Origin of the sequence: Chitinophaga rhizosphaerae (genome assembly GCF_003958645.1) — a bacterium.
Taxonomy (GTDB): domain Bacteria; phylum Bacteroidota; class Bacteroidia; order Chitinophagales; family Chitinophagaceae; genus Chitinophaga; species Chitinophaga rhizosphaerae.
Genome location: NZ_RXLO01000009.1, coordinates 1 through 16789, shown reverse-complemented (window position 1 = coordinate 16789; position 16789 = coordinate 1). Strand labels below are relative to the sequence as shown.

Annotated in this window: 18 protein-coding genes; 10 read left to right on the top strand and 8 right to left on the bottom strand. The window is 55.4% G+C overall.

All coding sequences use genetic code 11. The features are described from left to right. The first annotated feature begins 85 nt into the window (after positions 1-85). The 6 genes from EJ361_RS19465 (at position 86) to EJ361_RS19440 (ending at position 7112) form a co-directional block, all read left to right on the top strand. Positions 86-1279: a PepSY-associated TM helix domain-containing protein gene (locus EJ361_RS19465; RefSeq protein WP_126247383.1), complete on the top strand. Its 1194-nt coding sequence runs from the start codon at positions 86-88 to the stop codon at positions 1277-1279. 42 nt (positions 1280-1321) lie between these two features. Then, on the top strand, positions 1322-1816 hold the full coding sequence (locus EJ361_RS19460; protein WP_126247381.1) for a cupin domain-containing protein: 495 nt from the start codon (positions 1322-1324) through the stop codon (positions 1814-1816). 82 nt (positions 1817-1898) lie between these two features. After that, positions 1899-3317, top strand: coding sequence for a glycoside hydrolase family 125 protein (locus tag EJ361_RS19455; RefSeq protein ID WP_126247379.1), 1419 nt, complete (start codon positions 1899-1901; stop codon positions 3315-3317). A 41-nt stretch (positions 3318-3358) separates the two neighbouring features. Then, positions 3359-3715: a PadR family transcriptional regulator gene (locus tag EJ361_RS19450; RefSeq protein ID WP_126247377.1), complete on the top strand. Its 357-nt coding sequence runs from the start codon at positions 3359-3361 to the stop codon at positions 3713-3715. Positions 3716-3730: 15 nt separating this feature from the next. After that, complete coding sequence (gene glpK / locus EJ361_RS19445) at positions 3731-5221, top strand: glycerol kinase GlpK (protein ID WP_126247375.1); 1491 nt, start codon at positions 3731-3733, stop codon at positions 5219-5221. A 343-nt stretch (positions 5222-5564) separates the two neighbouring features. Then, positions 5565-7112: a glycerol-3-phosphate dehydrogenase/oxidase gene (locus EJ361_RS19440; protein ID WP_126247373.1), complete on the top strand. Its 1548-nt coding sequence runs from the start codon at positions 5565-5567 to the stop codon at positions 7110-7112. 10 nt (positions 7113-7122) lie between these two features. Here the strand turns inward: EJ361_RS19440 and EJ361_RS19435 are convergent, their stop codons facing one another. The 4 genes from EJ361_RS19435 to EJ361_RS19420 are packed head-to-tail and all read right to left on the bottom strand — an operon-like array spanning position 7123 to position 9215. Continuing rightward, complete coding sequence (locus EJ361_RS19435; RefSeq protein ID WP_126247371.1) at positions 7123-7698, bottom strand: nitroreductase family protein; 576 nt, start codon at positions 7696-7698, stop codon at positions 7123-7125. Then, positions 7695-8135, bottom strand: coding sequence for an acyl-CoA thioesterase (locus tag EJ361_RS19430; RefSeq protein WP_126247369.1), 441 nt, complete (start codon positions 8133-8135; stop codon positions 7695-7697). The genes EJ361_RS19435 and EJ361_RS19430 overlap by 4 nt, the downstream gene beginning before the upstream one ends. Next, on the bottom strand, positions 8122-8709 hold the full coding sequence (gene rdgB / locus EJ361_RS19425; RefSeq protein ID WP_126247367.1) for an RdgB/HAM1 family non-canonical purine NTP pyrophosphatase: 588 nt from the start codon (positions 8707-8709) through the stop codon (positions 8122-8124). Before rdgB ends, EJ361_RS19430 begins: the two co-directional genes overlap by 14 nt. A gap of 8 nt (positions 8710-8717) precedes the next feature. After that, a complete protein-coding gene (locus EJ361_RS19420; protein ID WP_126247365.1) occupies positions 8718-9215 on the bottom strand; it encodes a hypothetical protein in 498 nt (165 codons plus the stop codon). 126 nt (positions 9216-9341) lie between these two features. On the opposite strand from EJ361_RS19420, the gene EJ361_RS19415 reads away from it, so the two are divergent. The 4 genes from EJ361_RS19415 (at position 9342) to rpsG (ending at position 11902) form a co-directional block, all read left to right on the top strand. Then, the gene (locus tag EJ361_RS19415; RefSeq protein ID WP_240646683.1) at positions 9342-10451 is read left to right on the top strand and encodes a branched-chain amino acid aminotransferase; all 1110 of its coding nucleotides are present in this window, start codon (positions 9342-9344) and stop codon (positions 10449-10451) included. 135 nt (positions 10452-10586) lie between these two features. Continuing rightward, positions 10587-10886: a hypothetical protein gene (locus EJ361_RS19410; RefSeq protein WP_126247363.1), complete on the top strand. Its 300-nt coding sequence runs from the start codon at positions 10587-10589 to the stop codon at positions 10884-10886. A 135-nt stretch (positions 10887-11021) separates the two neighbouring features. Next, complete coding sequence (gene rpsL / locus EJ361_RS19405; protein WP_109698242.1) at positions 11022-11402, top strand: 30S ribosomal protein S12; 381 nt, start codon at positions 11022-11024, stop codon at positions 11400-11402. A gap of 32 nt (positions 11403-11434) precedes the next feature. Further along, positions 11435-11902 (top strand): 30S ribosomal protein S7, encoded by a 468-nt coding sequence (rpsG, locus tag EJ361_RS19400; RefSeq protein WP_126247361.1) that lies wholly within the window; start codon positions 11435-11437, stop codon positions 11900-11902. 371 nt (positions 11903-12273) lie between these two features. On the opposite strand, the gene EJ361_RS25910 is transcribed toward rpsG, so the two are convergent. The 4 genes from EJ361_RS25910 to EJ361_RS19385 all read right to left on the bottom strand — a co-directional run. Then, entirely contained in the window at positions 12274-14589 is a 2316-nt protein-coding gene (locus tag EJ361_RS25910) for a beta strand repeat-containing protein (protein ID WP_240646694.1), read from the bottom strand. Positions 14590-14642: 53 nt separating this feature from the next. After that, on the bottom strand, positions 14643-15479 hold the full coding sequence (locus EJ361_RS26030) for a hypothetical protein (protein ID WP_262707081.1): 837 nt from the start codon (positions 15477-15479) through the stop codon (positions 14643-14645). A 390-nt stretch (positions 15480-15869) separates the two neighbouring features. Then, positions 15870-16298: a hypothetical protein gene (locus tag EJ361_RS19390; RefSeq protein ID WP_126247359.1), complete on the bottom strand. Its 429-nt coding sequence runs from the start codon at positions 16296-16298 to the stop codon at positions 15870-15872. Between the two features lie 36 nt (positions 16299-16334). Continuing rightward, positions 16335-16789 (bottom strand): PorV/PorQ family protein (locus EJ361_RS19385; RefSeq protein ID WP_126247357.1); only part of this gene is annotated, 455 nt, incomplete at its 5' end.

Sequence of the window (16789 nt, the reverse complement as noted above, 5' to 3'; positions counted from 1 at the left end):
TTTCCCGATCGCGCAACTCAATTTCCCGATACGATCACCCCGGGCGCTTGCGCTGTCGCATTTTTGCAGAACATTTTTGCTCCATATGAGAAAGTTAGTAGGGAAAGTTCATCTTTGGCTGGGTCTGGCGTCCGGGTTGATCGTATTCATTATCAGCATCACCGGGTGCCTGCTGGCTTTTGAGTGGGAGTTGCGCAGCCTGTTCGGCAAACAATGGTTCCACCTGGAGCCGGGCGCCAAAAGTGCGCAGGCAGCTCCGCTTCCCCCGTCTGCCCTCCGCGCCATCGCCGAGAAGGAACTCGGCAAAACGGCGCAGGGCGTTATCTATGGCGGCAAAAATTATTCTTCCGTGGTGCAGTTCTACGGCCGGGGAGAAAACGCTTATTATCAGCAGGTTTTCGTTAATCCCTATAATGGAAAGGTGTTGAAGGTGTGGGACGCCAAATCGGATTTTTTCCGCGTGGTGCTGGAAGGGCACTTCAGCCTGTGGCTCCCCCGCAAGATCGGCCAGCCCATCGTCGCATACGCCACCCTCGTTTTCTTCGTGCTCCTGGTGTCGGGGCTCGTGCTCTGGTGGCCGCGCAACAAAGCCGCCCGCAAGCAACGCTTTTCCGTGAAGTGGGATGCGAAGTGGAAACGCAAGAACTACGATCTCCATAACGTACTGGGCTTTTATGTGATGAGCATCGCCCTCATCCTCGTGATCACCGGCCTCGTGTGGGGGTTCAAGTGGTGGAGCAACGGACTGTATTTCGTGACCACCGGCGGCAAATCGCTCTCCCAGGCCGTGATCCCCATTTCAGATACCACCCGCCTTACACCCGGTCATTCCGTAGCACAGAATACCGATATCGTTTGGGCGAGGGTGTGGAAATCCAAACCCGCGGAATCGGGCATGTCGATGTATTTCGGGGCAGACAAAGACCCGAAGGCCGCCATCAGCGCAACCATCAACCACCGTCCCGGTACTTATTACAAAACAGACAACTATCTCTTCGACCAATACACGCTCCAACCCCTCAAAGCCACGGGCCCCTATGCCGGCAAATATGCGGATGCGGCCATGGGCGACAAATTCCGCCGCATGAACTACGACCTGCACGTGGGCGCCGTCTGGGGCCTGCCGGGCAAACTGCTGATGTTCTTCGCCAGCCTCATCTGCGCCAGCCTCCCCATCACCGGGCTCTGCGTTTGGCTCGGCCGGAAAAAGAAAGCGAAGAAGGCAAAGAAAGCCGAAGCGAAGCGGGCGCCCGTTCAGCCGCAACCCGCATTATCTTAAATTCCTGTACGCCGGTGCCGATAAAAACAGTAAGTTTAGCAAATGAAAACATCTGCTGCCTACTGGCGGGAAACACTCCAATTGACACAACATATCGAAGGCGGCTCTTTCCGTGAAACTTACCGCGCACCGATGGCCATTCAGCCAGACGGGTTCGCCGGACCCAGGAACGTTTCCACGGCGATCTATTTTCTGCTGGAAGACGGCGATTTCTCCGCTTTCCATCGCATCGCATCAGACGAAATGTGGCATTTTTACGATGGCACACCGCTCCATATTTACGAAATCCGGCCGGATGGTACGCTGAAAGTTCATTTGCTGGGCCGAAACATCCGCAATGGAGAACAGTTGCAGGTATTGATTCCCGCAGGCAGCTGGTTCGCTTCCAGCGTCGAAGAATCGGGCGGATATTGCCTGGCCGGATGCACCGTGGCGCCAGGGTTCGATTTCGCCGACTTCGAACTGGCCAGTCGCGCAACACTGGGCGCAAGATTCCCGCAACACGCCCAACTCATCGCTTTACTTACCCGCTCGTAAAAATTCGACCCGGGATTTTTTCATGGACGGGAATGCAGTTTTCTAGTCCGGATTTTCTATTTTTCAGGTTTAATCAACTGATATGAGCAGAAGAAATTTTCTCCGACAAACCGCCATACTTTCCTCCGCTGCGCTCCTCCGCCCTGCGCTCTCCTGGGCTTCGGCCGATCCGTTTCCCGTGGTGCGCGTGCCCGAAGCGCAGCGTAAGTTCCGCAGCAAAGCCGTAGAAGATGCCATCGCCGCCGTGCAGAAAGGTGTGAAGGATCCCGAAATGGCCTGGCTGTTCAACAACTGCTTTCCCAATACGCTCGATACCACCGTCGAATACACCTCCGAAAACGGAAGGCCCGATACTTACGTCATCACCGGGGATATCGACGCCATGTGGCTGAGAGACAGTACAGCGCAGGTTTCGCCGTACCTCCAGCTGGTGGCCAAAGACAAAGATTTGCAGCATCTCATCGCCGGGGTGATCCATCACCAGGTGAAATGCATCCATAAAGACCCCTACGCCAACGCGTTCTACAAAGACGGGAACAAACGCGGCGAATGGGCGTCAGACATCACCGACATGAAGCCCGGTATCCACGAGCGCAAATGGGAAATCGATTCGCTCTGTTACCCCATCCGCCTCGCTTACCTCTACTGGAAGAAAACCGGCGACACCTCGCCGTTCGATCCCGCCTGGAAGGAATCCATCGCCCTCACCGTGAAAACATTCCGCGAACAACAGCGGAAAAACGGTCCCGGACCTTATACATTCCAGCGGACAACTTCCTGGGCTACGGATGGCGTTCCCCTCGCCGGGTACGGATACCCGGTGAAGCCTGTAGGCCTCATCTGCAGCACTTTCCGCCCGAGCGACGATGCCACCATCTTCCCGTTCCTCATCCCTTCCAACTTCTTCGCCGTGGTGAGCCTTCGCCAGGCGGCGGAAATCCTCACGGCACAAAAGCTCGACGCTTCCCTGGCTGCGGAATGCCGCGCTTTGGCCACCGAAGTGGAAAGCGCGCTGAAGAAATACGCCGTTACCACGCATCCGCAATTCGGAAAAGTATATGCGTTCGAAGTGAACGGTTTCGGCAGCTTCAACCTGATGGACGATGCCAACGTGCCCAGCCTGCTGTCGCTGCCGTACCTCGGCGCGGTGAGCCCGAACGATCCCATTTATGCGAACACGCGTAGAATGATCCTCTCTTCCGAAAACCCTTTCCATTTTTCAGGAAAAGCGGGGAAAGGGATCGGCAGCCCGCATACGGGAATGGACCGTATCTGGCCCATCAGCCTCGTAATGCAGGGGCTCACCAGCAAGAACGAAGCGGAAATCCGCGAATGCCTGCGCATCCTCAAAAGTTGCCACGCCGGCAAAGGTTTCATGCACGAATCTTTCCATAAAGACGATCCCGCACAGTTCACCCGCTCATGGTTCGCATGGGCCAATACGATCTTCGGCGAATTCATCTGGAAAGTATTCAACGAACGGCCGCATTTACTGCAATAATTACTTTACATTTAATTATTCACGCACCCGACCCCCCGTTTATGGAGCGAAAGCCAGAAGGAAACGCATATTTTATTACGCGATGGCAATCCCAGATCAAAAAGGGATTGTTCGAATATATCATTATGCTGCTGTTGCAGAAAAAGGAACGGTACGGGTATGAACTGATCAGCGAAATCAAAAAGCTGGCAGACATGGATATCGCCGAAGGCACCATTTATCCGCTGTTGAGCCGGCTCAAGAAAGAGAAACTCGTGGAATCGAGGTGGGTGGAGATGGACGAAGGCGTTCCGCGAAAATATTACCAGCTGACAGACCTCGGCAACGAATACCTGGAAACGATGTATCAGTATCTCGGAGAACTGATGCAGGCCATAACCGACCTGAAGCATGTTTAAATTAATTCCCGGCAGATGAACGGCGACAAGAAATATATCCTCTCTCTCGATCTCGGCTCCAGTGCTGCGGGCGCCGTGCTTTTTTCCCGCGAGGGACAGGTGGTGAGGCAATTGCAGAAAGAATACGAAAAATATTATCCGCAACCGGGCTGGATCGAAGTAGACCCGAACGAGATCTGGTATACGATGTTGTCGGTGATGGAAGAACTGATCGCTTCGGCGGGCATCCGGGCAGACGAGATCGCCGGGATCGGCATCGCCAACCAACGGGAAACCACCGTGATCTGGGACCGGGAGAAAGGGGAGCCGGTATATAATGCCATCGCCTGGCAAGACCGGCGCACGTCCAAACTGGTAGACGAATTCCGTTACCAGGGTTTTTCCGGGCTGGTGCAGCGTAAAACCGGACTGATTCTCGATGCTTATTTTTCCGCCAGCAAAATCTCCTGGATCATCGATCACATCCCCGACGCGCGCCTCCGGGCCGAACAGGGGAAACTCGCTTTCGGGACCATCGACGCCTGGCTGATCTGGAAACTGACCGGCGGAAAGGCGCACGTCACGGATTTGACGAACGCGTCGCGCACGATGCTCTTCAACATTCATACGTTGGAATGGGATGAAGAACTGCTGCGCCTGTTCAATATCCCCCATCAATTATTACCCGCGATCTGCTCCAACAGCGAGATCATCGGCTATACCCAACCCGGCCTCCTCGACGCCGCGATCCCCATCGCCGGCGTGGCGGGCGATCAGCAGGCCGCCCTTTTCGGACAAATGTGCCTGGAGCCCGGCATGGTAAAAAATACCTACGGGAGCGGATGCTTCGCTTTGATGAACACCGGCCCCAAACCCGTTACTTCCGACCACCACCTGCTCACCACCATCGCGTGGAAAATTGGGGACGAAACGACTTACGCCCTCGAAGGCAGCGTATTCGGCGGCAGCTCCGTTTTCCGCTGGATCAGGGATGGACTGGGACTGATCGAATCCACGGCCGAGATCGAGGCACTGGCGCAAACAGAGCCGGATAACGGCGGGGTGATGTTCGTTCCCGCCCTGTCGGGATTGGGTACCCCGCACTGGGACCCCTACGCCCGCGGCATGATCATCGGCATCACGCGCGGCACTTCTTCCGGCCACATCGCCCGCGCCGCGCTCGAAGGCGTAGCCCTCGGCATCGCCGATGCGCTCGACGCGATGGAGAAAGACAGCGGTCGCGCGATCAGCGAACTGCGGGTAGACGGCACTTCCGCCACTTACGATTTTTTCATGCAGATGCAGACCGATATCCTGCAATACCCCGTTATGCGGCCTGCCGTTATGCCGGCCAGCGCCACCGGCGCCGCATACCTCGCAGGCCTGGCCACCGGCTTCTGGACCTTGCAGGAAATCCGTGAGCGATATACCATCCAACGGGTTTTCGGTCCTGAAGAACAGCCCGGCCCCGCCCTGCGCGAACGCTGGCAGAAAGCCGTGGCCCGCGTAAAAAACTGGGATTTCTAGATTTCCGATCACCCGGGGCCGGCGTAGCCGCATCTCCGGGTCCAGCTTATATTTATTTCAGGACATTCGAAAAAAGGAGGCATTCCCGGGCATACATCCCCGGGAATGTCTTTTGTTACCCCAACCGTCCGGAAATCCGGAAGGCAATACAGCGGTAACATGGCAAAGGGAACAAATCCCCCCTGTCCGCGTTAATATTATAAACCCCTGATATGCAATGACAAGACAAAATTCACCGGCAGAATTCCAGATTTCCCGGAAATAGCGGGTAAAATCGATTAATTTTGCAAGTATCGGAATACGATGTATATTGTATAATAATGCCTTGAATCCAATAGCGAAAATGAACCGTTTAGAACAACTGCAGCAACTCGGGGAAACCAGCGAATGGGATGTAATCGTGATCGGCGGGGGCGCCACCGGCCTGGGCGCCGCAGTGGAATCCGTGACCCGCGGCTACAAAACCCTCCTCCTGGAACAATCCGATTTTGCCAAATCCACGTCCAGCAAAGCAACGAAACTCCTTCACGGCGGCGTCCGCTATCTCGCTCAGGGCGATGTTGCCCTCGTCCGCGAAGCCAGCATCGAAAGAGGGCTCCTCCTGAAAAACGCGCAGCACCTTTCCCGGAACCTGTCTTTCGTCATCCCCGCCTACAGCTGGTGGGAAGGCATTTTTTACACCATCGGACTGAAAATGTACGACTGGATGGCTGGCCGCCTCAGCCTCGGCAGCTCCCAACATATCTCCCGGAAAAAAACACTCAGCTTGTTGCCCGGCCTCAAGGAAGACCACCTCACCGCCGGTATCCTGTATCATGACGGACAATTCGACGATGCCCGCCTGGCCGTAAACCTTATGCAGACGATCTACGATAAAGGCGGCGTGGCACTTAACTATGTGAAAGTCACAGGGTTGGATAAAGATGCCGCCGGCCAGTTGAACGCCGTCAGGGCAACAGACACCGAAACCGGCCGCCGGTTCACTTTCCGCACCAAAGGCATTATCAATTGCACCGGCGTGTTCGTAGACGATATCCTCGAAATGGACGACCCCACTGTAAAACGCAAGATCGTGGCCAGCCAGGGCGTTCACCTCGTGCTCGACCGCTCGTTCCTCCCGGGCGACAATGCCCTCATGATCCCCAAAACCTCCGACGGGCGCGTGCTTTTCGCCGTTCCCTGGCATAATAAAATTGTTGTCGGCACCACAGATAATCCTGTCAACGAAATCAGCCTCGACCCTGTGGCCATGGAAAAGGAAATCCAGTTTATCCTGGAAACCGCGGGGCAGTACCTCGACAAAACGCCGCAACGGTCAGACGTGAAAAGCGTATGGGCGGGCCTCCGGCCGTTGGCCAAACCCGAAAAGAGCGAGAAAACGAAAGAGATTTCCCGCAATCATAAAATCATGGTAACGCCTTCCGGGCTCGTAACGATCCTCGGCGGCAAATGGACGACCTACCGGAAAATGGGGGAAGATGTGGTAGACCGGCTGGAAAAGGTGAAAGGATGGGCCGCCAGGGAATCCGTGACCCGCGGCCTCGCCGTCCACGGCGCTTCCATCAAACTCGACGAAAGCGATCCTTTATATTACTACGGTGCAGACGCGCAAACCGTGAAAAACCTCCATGGTGGCGGAAGATTGCTCAGCGAATCGCTGGGGATCAACAGTAACCAGGTAGTTTGGGGCATCCGTTCCGAAATGGCGCAAACGGTGGAAGACATCCTCGCCCGCCGCACCCGCGCATTGTTCCTCGACGCCGAAGAAGCCCTGCGCATCGCGCCGGAAGTGGCCAGGATCATGGCTGCGGAAACGGGTAAGAACGGGGAATGGGAAACCCAGCAGGTACGCGATTTCCAGGAATTGGCCAAAACGTACCGGCTGAGTTAATGTAACAGGATTACATCCATTTAACTTTTTCTTCAAGAGGCTTCACGCGCCGCCCGGTACGTGGAGCCTCTTCGGTATACCCGAGGTAGAGGAACCCCATCACCTTGTCTTCGTCGCGCAGGCCGAGATAATCCTGCATGGCAGGGGAGTAGGTCATGCCACCAGAGCCCCAGTACACCGCAATATTTTTTGCAGTGGCCGCGAGCCAGAGGTTTTCTACCGCGCAGGCCGTTGCCGCCACTTCCTCGATCTCGGGGATTTTCGGGTTGGCGCCGCGGCGCATCACCACGGCAATCACGTGAGAGGCCAGGTCGCCCTGGGTCTTCAGTTTCTCGTAATTCCCAAGGATGAACTGTGCGGAAGGGGTGAACTGTTTGTACAGCTCCGCGTGGTCGGTACAGAACTGCTGTACCTTTTCGCCACCGTATACCATAAAGTACCAGGGCTCGGTAAGGCCGTGGGTGGGTGCCCAGTCGGCCAGTTGCAGCAGTTCCCGGATGGTTTCGTCTTCGATCTTCTTTCCGTTCATGGCCGTCGGTTTCACCGTGCGGCGGTAAAGGATGGTATCCTGTATATTATTCGTCATGTGTTGATTTTACTGAGTTGTGTTTTCAATTCTTCGGGAAGCCGGGCCACTTTCCGGGCGGAATAGTCGAAGCAGACCATCCCGGTTTTGGCTTCGGCGAGGATGGTGAGCTGTCCGCCGCGGAAGGTGCTGATGCGGTAAAACAGGTCGAAGCCCACGGAGCTGAACTCTTCAGCCGTCAATTCGACTGTCAGTTGATCGCCGTAAAATCCCTCACCTTTATATATGATGGCCAGGTCGGCCATGATGAGCGCGGTGCCGAGGGCTTTCAGTTCCGTTGCCCCGAAAGAAGCGAGATAGCGGACGCGAGCTTCCTGGAGGATAGATACGATGGCATCGTTGCCGAGATGCCCGCCGTAATTGATGTCCGTGATGCGGACCGGCAGTTGGGTGATGAACCGGTAGCTTTCCGGCATGTCTATTTTAACTCTTGCCATGGCGTTCCTGTAAAAACGCGATGAGCTTTTTGAAGGCCTTCGCGCGGTGACTGTACTGGTTTTTCTCGCTCATCTCCATTTCGGCGAAAGAGCGGTCGCCGCCGGCCGGTTTAAAGATGGGATCGTACCCGAACCCTTTCCCGCCCGATCTTTCGGTGAGGATTTCACCTTCGGCCACGCCTTCGAACTGGTGCTCCACGCCATCGAGGAACACGCTGATGACGGTGCGGAACCGGGCAGAACGGCTGTTATTGCCTTCCAGGAGACGGAGCACTTTTTCGATATTATCGTCTGCGCTCTTGGCTTCGCCGGCATACCGGGCGGAAAGCACGCCGGGTTCGCCATTGAGGGCGTCGATTTCCAGGCCGGTGTCTTCCGAAAAGGAATCCTTGCCGGTCATATTATAAATGGTGAGCGATTTCTCGCGGGCATTCTCTTCCAGCGTAGGGTGCGGCTCGGGGATATCGATGTCGATCCCCGCTTCGCGGAGGGTAACGATGGAGAACTGATCGCCCAGCATGGAGCGGATCTCTTTTACCTTATTGTCGTTGTTCGTCGCAAAAACCAGTTCCATAAGATTGTTTATATACCGAATAATTGTTTAAGTCCCATCCAGAGGCGGCCTTTCAATGCCTTGTCGGTTGCAATGAGTTGCAGGTCGTCCGAATACAGCACGGGGATGCCCGTGAAGGAGCCGGTCTGATAGGGTTGTGCTGGCGGAAGGCCCAGTTTGGCGGGGTCGATGGCGAAATAGATGACCTGGCGCGCGGGGATCTGCCGGAGGTAATCCTGCAACCGGAGGCCGGGGTAATTTGCTGCATTGACCAATGCAACATCCTGCATGCCCAGTTTGCATGCATTTAATATATTGGCGAGGAGATTAAACGTTTCTTCGCTTAAATACGCTTCGCTTTCGTTTTGTATCAGCAGCAGGATGTTTTTTTGATTTTCGCCTAAATATTTGATTTCAGGTAACACTTTGGCCTCGGCGGGAACAACAATGATTTCCTCCGGAATGATAGGCTGGTGGTACATTTGCGCCAACAGAAACGGGTCCAGCTGTAATCGCTCAAGGCTCATAAATATTGAATTATTACTTAATGTGATAATCCCATGTGTGGGAAAAAACGTTTATTTGCGGATCGTTCGGTGGAACGGAATCATGCAAATGAGCGTGTAAAAATATTGAGATAAAATTGATTAACCATGATGGCAGTAGAATATCCCACCGCTAAATCTACCGTGATGGAAGAAGCGAAGCAGAGGATTAAGGTGACGAAGACCTCACATAGCAGGCTCTCCGAGGTAGATTTCGATCACCTGGTATTTGGGAAGAAATATGCAGACCATATGCTGGTGGCTGATTTCGACGGAAAAGAATGGAAAAACGCGGAAATCGTCCCTTTCCAGCCCTTCTCCGTAAGCCCTTCCAACGCCGCCTGGCACTACGGGCAGGCGATTTTTGAAGGGATCAAGGCGTATAACGATCAGCAGGGCAACCCCATGATCTTCCGTCCGTACGACAATTACGCGCGTTTCAACAAAAGCGCCGAGCGGATGGGTATGCCTGAAGTGCCGGAATGGCTCTTTATCGGCGGCATGGCCATGCTGATCGACCTCGACCGCGGCTGGGTGCCCTCCAACGAAGGCTGTTCCCTGTATCTGCGGCCGTTTATGATCGCGATGGACGAGTTCATTGGTGTTCGTCCTTCGGATACCTACCGGTTTGCGGTGATTAATAGTCCCTCGGGCCCTTACTTCAACAAGCCTATTCACCTGCTGGTGCAGGACAAATACATCCGTGCGTTCCCCGGAGGCGTGGGGTATGCGAAGGCTGCCGGCAACTACGGCGGGGCGATGTACCCGACCATGCAGGCGCGGAAGGATGGTTACGACCAGATTTTGTGGGTGGATGGCGCGGAGCATAAGTGGCTGCAGGAGTGCGGTACCATGAACGTGTTCGTGATCATCGGCAACCGGGCCATTACGCCCGATCTCACGAATGGGACGATCCTGGCGGGGGTGACCCGTACCAGTGTAATGGACGTGCTGGCCGATATGGGGCTGGAAGTGGAAGAGCGCCCGATTTCCATCGAGGAAGTGGTGGCGGCTCACCAGAACGGCACCCTGCGCGAAGTCTTTGGTACGGGCACGGCGGCGAGCGTGGCTTACGTGGAGCAGCTGGATTATAAGGATCACAAGATCAGCCTGGATACTGCCAAATATGAAGTGGGGCCGGAAGTTATCAAGCGTCTGGACGCGATCCGGACGGGTAAAGTTGCGGATGTTCGCGGCTGGAATTTCATAATTGACTGATAATCAGTAGATATTCATACCAAAAGCCGGGTTGTGAAAGTGCAGCCCGGTTTTTTATTTTGGGGATATCATGTATATAAAGGAGTGAGCGGGGTGCTTGCAGGGCACAGGGAATCGTCGTATCTTTGCGGCCTTATGACGCTTTCGGTATTCAAAACTACTTTGCAGCACGACGTGCCGCCGGCGGGGTTAACGCCCGCTTTGCTGGCGATGTGGTGGGATGGCAGGGGGAATTGGGACCGGAGTCACGATATCGCACAGGAGGATCATTCGCGTGCGGGGTCGTGGGTGCATGCGTATCTTCACCGGAAGGAGGGAGACGCGGGCAATGCGGCGTATTGGTATGCCCGGGCAGGGAAGCCTGTGTTCCGGGGTACTTTGGAGGAGGAGTGGGATCATCTTTCGGGGGCTTTATTGATGGAAAATACCCGTTAATTGGCCTTTTTCGGAAAAAACTTCCCTGTAATTTTGTAATGTAATAGGGAAGTGATACCTTTGCCCTCCCAAATTCCCTTTATCGGGAACATCGGGTTTCATTGTAAAACGTAGTAAAATATAAAATAGGTAAGAATGCCTACTATACAACAATTAGTAAGAAAAGGAAGAGAAATTATCCGGGCCAAATCCAAGTCCAGAGCGTTGGATGCTTGCCCGCAGCGTCGTGGCGTATGTACCCGTGTGTACACTACCACTCCGAAGAAACCGAACTCCGCACTGCGTAAGGTTGCGAAAGTGAAGCTTACCAACAAGGTGGAAGTGATCGCTTACATTCCGGGTGAAGGCCATAACCTGCAGGAGCACTCTATCGTACTGATCCGTGGTGGCAGGGTGAAAGACCTTCCGGGTGTTCGTTACCACATCGTTCGCGGTAGCCTCGATACTGCCGGTGTGAAAGACAGGAAGCAAAGCCGTTCCAAGTATGGTACCAAAAAGGAAAAGGCTAAAAAATAATTTGTAATAAATAGTCGAAATTTTTCAAATAAATGAGAAAGCAAGCTGCGAAAAAATTACCCCTGGCTCCCGATCCCAGGTTCCAGGACAAACTGGTAACCCGTTTCGTGAATAACATCATGGAGCAAGGAAAAAAGAGCATTGCCTACCGTATTTTTTATGATGCGGTTGACCGTGTAAGCCAAATGACCAATGAAAACGGTTACGAAATTTGGAAAAAAGCGCTTAGCAATGTAACTCCTGCGGTTGAAGTACGTAGCCGTCGTATCGGTGGTGCTACTTTCCAGATCCCTGCTGAAGTTCGTCCCGACCGTAAGGTATCTCTGAGCATCAAATGGCTGGTTCGTTACGCAGGTGACAGAAACGGTAAGAGCATGGCTGAGAAACTGGCGAACGAAATCGTAGCCGCCAGCAAAGGTGAAGGTGCCGCTTTCAAAAAGAAAGAAGATACTCACCGTATGGCTGAAGCCAACAAGGCATTCTCCCACTTCAAGGTATAACCATTCCGTTTTTTTAAGACGGTTTGTAAACATATTGCAGGCTGATCCGGTACTCCGGGTCAGCCTTATGTTTTTATGCGCTGCTACCGCAATGCCATCATGGCCTACATTACATTTCCATAGAAAATCCCTTCGCCGGGAATTGTTGTTCCCCCCTTTACTTCACGATGCTGTTCTAAAAAGTGTAGAAAGAACCTAAGCATGGCTTTAGACACCTATTCATGCAAACCCATTGTCTTCCCTTGTCGTGATCTGGCCTCATGGTATGCTTAACCGCCCAAAAACAGGCTTTATCAAATAGCCATGCATTAAAAAGGCAGCCTCGGGGGAGACTGCCTTTGCTGATTAAAAACAGGGAAGGAGAAGTTGAATTATTTCACATTTACGAGGACCTTGATTTTACCTGTTCCCGACTGCAGTTCCTGGAGGGCTTTGCCGAGCACCTGCCCGGTTCTCACTTTGTCGGGATCGGCCCTCATGGCGTAGCCCGGCCTGCTGGAAGTTACGAGGAGATCGCCACGGGAGATGGGGCCGCCTTCGTCGCAGACTTTGGTGGGGATAACGCCTACCACGCCCATGGGTACCTGTCCTTCCACATCGTCGGTACCTTCCTGTTCGGTAAGCAACACGCCGGGTTTGGTGGCGTATACGCCGGCAACGAGGGTAGAGTAGGGCTGCGCCGATTTTTCGACCATCCGGTCTTTGCTTTTGGAGATCACGAGCACGTCCCCGGTTTCATAGGCGTCAAGGTCGCCATGCACATCGAATGCTTCGGCAATGTCTGCACCACTGTTTTGGGTACCGCCGTTAAAGAACCCGCGGCCTGCTTTGTTGATGCGGGCAACGTTGGCGCTATTGCTTTGAAACACGGCCACGCTGCCGCTGGGGCCCTGGTGGTTGACGAGCATCGCGTTTCCGGTTCCGTTGGTAGTGATGTGAATGACCGGCTGGCCGTTGGCGCTGTTGAAGTTAGCGAAACGTCCGGCTTTACCAGTACCGAAATTGGGGATAAACCCAGAAATGGCATTGCCCGAGCCATCGCAGGATGCCTCCACGCCATCACCGTTGCCGCCTGCGTTTGCAGTAATGCCGTTACCGGTTCCTTCCGTCAGCGCAAGAACCGCAGGGCCATTACCGCCGGGATTGGAAGAATAGAACAGGCCTGCATAGCCGCCCGTTCCGGAGGATTCTCCAAATATACCTGCGGTGCCGAAGTTAGCGAACTGGGAATTCACTTCACCTTTAACGGCGGGACTTGTACCGGTGGTCCTGTCTACCATGAAGTTGCCCGCCGTACCGTTCCCCACGGTTTTGACGGTAACTACATCGTTCGTATTGTTTTCGTTGAAAATCTCGAAACGTCCTGCGCGGCCGGTCGAGAAAGTGGGGACCCATGCGTAGAGGGCATTCCCTGTGCCATCAATATTGGTTTCCACCCCGTTGCCGTTTTTGCCGGCGTTTGCGGTGATGGCATTGCCGTTCCCATCAGTGAGCGCGATCAGGGATGCGCCGTTGCCGGAAGGGTTGGATGCATAAAACAGCCCCGCCCGGCCACCTGTTCCGGAAGAAATCCCGAACACGCCGGCTGCGCCGAAGTTCCCGAAGATGGTATTTACTTCGGCTCTAACGGCAGCGCCTACACTGTTGTTGTTGTCGAGCAGGAAGGAGGAAGCGTTACCGATCGTATTGTCGGGGATGTTGCCTTTGCCGTTCGATACCACTTCGAAGGTGTTGGCATCCGTGTTGTCTGCGTTGAAGTTTTCGAATCTGCCTGCACGGCCGGTACTGTTGTTCAAACCAACCTGTCCCAGTACCCCGATACCCGTATTCGATGCGTTGGTGGCGATGAAACCGCGTACGCCATATCCACCGCCATCGTTCCGGCCAACTACCGCACCGGCGATATCGCTGGTGGTACGGCCAACTACGGCTTCGCCGCCGCCATTGTTATCACCCACTACACCTGCACTGGTCTGCGAACTGGTGATGCCATGAACACCGAATCCTCCCTGGGTGGAAGCACGCACCCCGGCGCCGTTCCCGGTCGTCGTAACATTGACTACCGTACCGTTTCCCACAGTATTGGCCACAACCACATTGTTGTTGTTCGAATTGTTGAAGATGGAGAAGTTGGCGGGAATGCCATTGTTGCTCGTTGCGTTGAGACCTGTACCTGTGTTACTATTCGCATATACGCCGTAACCGTTTGCGGATGCGTTCCCGTATACACCTAAACCATTCGGCGTAGTGCCGTAAACGCCCCATCCCGAGCCATTCTGCGATCCATATACGCCTACGCCCAAACCGCCTGTGCCATTATTGATACCGCGTACACCGGCCGAGAAACCACCCGGCGACGTCGATGAAACCACCCCACGCACCGTGGCAATATTGGACGAGGTCGTATTATTCACACCTTCCAGCGAGGCGCCATCTCCATTGTTCGTGATGGAAAACAGCGTAGCAACATTGTTTTCTACCGCCGAGTAGGGGAGCGTAAGCCCGCCACCACCGGCATTATCCGCCGAAGGTATCCAGCTCACGCCATCGTATTTCAATACCTGACCCGCTACCGGCGCCGTATTGGAAACCGGTACGGTCTGGATTTTTGCGACGTTGGGATTGGGATAATTTCCACCGAGGTCACCACCCGCTGCGCCATTCGGAGGCAAGCTAGTCGGGATCACTCCTGCCGCGAGTTTGGGCAGGGTGATGGACCCATCCGCCACTTGCGGCGTACCTACTGCATTGTTGGCAATGGTGGGATTTGGGTAGGTTCCGCTGAGCGATCCGCCTGCAGCAACGCCGTTAATATCACCGGCAGGCCCTTGCGGCCCTTGCGGCCCGGCAGGTCCGATGGGTCCAACCGGCCCCGCAGGCCCAACCGGCCCTTGCGGTCCCACCGCGCCATCAGCTCCGGCAGGTCCAACCGGCCCTTGCGGTCCGGCGGCTCCAACTGGTCCGGCAGTTCCGGCAGGCCCTTGTGGCCCAACGGCTCCGTCTGCACCGGCAGGTCCAACAGGCCCTTGCGGCCCGGCTGCTCCGTCTGCACCCGCAGGCCCAACCGGCCCTTGTGGTCCCACTGCGCCATCAGCTCCGGCAGGTCCAACCGGCCCTTGCGGCCCGGCGGGTCCAATCGGTCCGGCAGGCCCTTGTGGCCCAACGGCTCCATCAGCTCCGGCAGGTCCAACCGGCCCTTGCGGCCCCGCAGCTCCAACTGGTCCGGCAGGCCCTTGTGGCCCAACGGCTCCGTCTGCACCGGCAGGTCCAACCGGCCCTTGCGGCCCGGCGGCTCCAACTGGTCCGGCAGGCCCTTGTGGCCCAACGGCTCCGTCTGCACCGGCAGGTCCAACCGGCCCTTGCGGACCGGCAGCTCCAACTGGTCCTGCAGGCCCTTGCGGCCCAACGGCTCCATCAGCGCCGGTAGGCCCAATCGGCCCAACCGGTCCCGCTGGCCCTTGTGCTCCGGCAGGCCCGGTAGCACCGGCAGGTCCCACAGGCCCCACGGCCCCCACTGGTCCCGCAGGCCCGGCAGGCCCTTGCGGCCCGGCAGGCCCCGGGTTACCGTTCGCCGCAAATTGTGCAAAGGGAACGCTCATGAACTGATTGGTCCCCAGCGTCTGGAAACCACCGCCCGTATTCACTTCCACCTGAAGGAACTGGTTGGCGTTGCCCCAGGGAACGCCGGCGAAAGTACCGGTCACGGGCGTACCACGCCCCACCTGCAAGGTGAACAGGCCGATGGCATTGGTGGCCGTATTATGTGTTTCCTGGTATTGCACGGCGCCGTTTGGCCCGCCGCCGCGTACGGAAAACCGGACGCTGACCGCCTGGTTGGCCAGCACAGTGCCGTTACTGTTTCGCGCAACTGCCTGGTAATTGATGCCCGACAGCCCCGACTGGGCGTAACTGCCCAGCGCGATCGTCATGCAAATGAATATGGTGAATAACGTTTTCTTCATCGTGCTCAATTTTTAGGGGTATTTACTTTGGCTTTCTCGTAGTGAAGCGAAGGCTCCTTGCCTTGCGCATTGAGGTCTATGGGCTTCACTGCTGCGGCTTTTGCGCTTTCTTTATTCGCCGCGTCCGCGCCTGAGGCATTGGATGGAAGCTGTGTGCCGCCTGTATTCCTGTTCAGGAGCTGGCTCTTTTTGAAAGTAGTCTGCGGGCCCGACGGGCTGCCGGGGAAAATGTATTGCCATAAAGCCTGTTTGCTGGTGATGGCAGCTTCCGGAGATTTGGCCGTTTTGGGTTTGAACTTTTTAGGTATGCCTTCCTTGAAAAGCCGTTCCTTAACGCTTCGGCCGTCTTCCGGCTTCCATTGCGTGTTTTGCGCATACGCACCGGCAAATCCGGTGAGCAGCAGGAAAATAGTGAGTATGGAAAATCTGTACATGGATAGGTGATTTATCAATGAAAAGAAAGGTTTCATTTATCTGTTATCCCTGAAGGGAGTGTACATAATGGTAAAATTCATGCTCTTTCGCTGGCGGAGGCTCCCTCCGGTGGGCACGAGGTATGCGAAGTCGAGCTGGAAGCCCTGGACCCTGACGCCGAAGCCCGCCGAGAACTGCTGCCGGTTGCCCTTTGCAGGGTCTTCGTAGAAGTAACCGGTCCGCACGAAGAAGTTGTTCTGGTAAGCATACTCGATGCCTCCTGCGAAGGAGAACTCGCTGACTTCTTCCCGGAAGCCTCCGGGCGCGTCGCTGAAGGAAGTGAAGATGGATTCCACCACGCTCCTGTCGGGGTCTTTCCCTTTCTCGATCTCGCCCGTCGGGATGCCGTCGGGGTCTAGTTTGTAGATGGGAGGTGTGGGAACGAGGAGTTTGTTGACGTCGAGGGCGAGGGTGAACTTGTGGTCTTCCGTCCGCACGAAGGTGTATCCGC

Bases quoted from the DNA above. Each gene is read 5' to 3' on its own strand.
- EJ361_RS19435 (WP_126247371.1), bottom strand. From the start codon at position 7,698: ATGACGAATAATATACAGGATACCATCCTTTACCGCCGCACGGTGAAA.
- EJ361_RS19450 (WP_126247377.1), top strand. From the start codon at position 3,359: ATGGAGCGAAAGCCAGAAGGAAACGCATATTTTATTACGCGATGGCAA.
- EJ361_RS19390 (WP_126247359.1), bottom strand. From the start codon at position 16,298: ATGTACAGATTTTCCATACTCACTATTTTCCTGCTGCTCACCGGATTT.
- rpsG (WP_126247361.1), top strand. From the start codon at position 11,435: ATGAGAAAGCAAGCTGCGAAAAAATTACCCCTGGCTCCCGATCCCAGG.
- EJ361_RS19465 (WP_126247383.1), top strand. From the start codon at position 86: ATGAGAAAGTTAGTAGGGAAAGTTCATCTTTGGCTGGGTCTGGCGTCC.
- EJ361_RS19420 (WP_126247365.1), bottom strand. From the start codon at position 9,215: ATGAGCCTTGAGCGATTACAGCTGGACCCGTTTCTGTTGGCGCAAATG.
- rdgB (WP_126247367.1), bottom strand. From the start codon at position 8,709: ATGGAACTGGTTTTTGCGACGAACAACGACAATAAGGTAAAAGAGATC.
- EJ361_RS19455 (WP_126247379.1), top strand. From the start codon at position 1,899: ATGAGCAGAAGAAATTTTCTCCGACAAACCGCCATACTTTCCTCCGCT.
- EJ361_RS19440 (WP_126247373.1), top strand. From the start codon at position 5,565: ATGAACCGTTTAGAACAACTGCAGCAACTCGGGGAAACCAGCGAATGG.
- EJ361_RS19430 (WP_126247369.1), bottom strand. From the start codon at position 8,135: ATGGCAAGAGTTAAAATAGACATGCCGGAAAGCTACCGGTTCATCACC.
- EJ361_RS19460 (WP_126247381.1), top strand. From the start codon at position 1,322: ATGAAAACATCTGCTGCCTACTGGCGGGAAACACTCCAATTGACACAA.
- glpK (WP_126247375.1), top strand. From the start codon at position 3,731: ATGAACGGCGACAAGAAATATATCCTCTCTCTCGATCTCGGCTCCAGT.
- EJ361_RS19410 (WP_126247363.1), top strand. From the start codon at position 10,587: ATGACGCTTTCGGTATTCAAAACTACTTTGCAGCACGACGTGCCGCCG.
- rpsL (WP_109698242.1), top strand. From the start codon at position 11,022: ATGCCTACTATACAACAATTAGTAAGAAAAGGAAGAGAAATTATCCGG.
- EJ361_RS19415 (WP_240646683.1), top strand. From the start codon at position 9,342: ATGATGGCAGTAGAATATCCCACCGCTAAATCTACCGTGATGGAAGAA.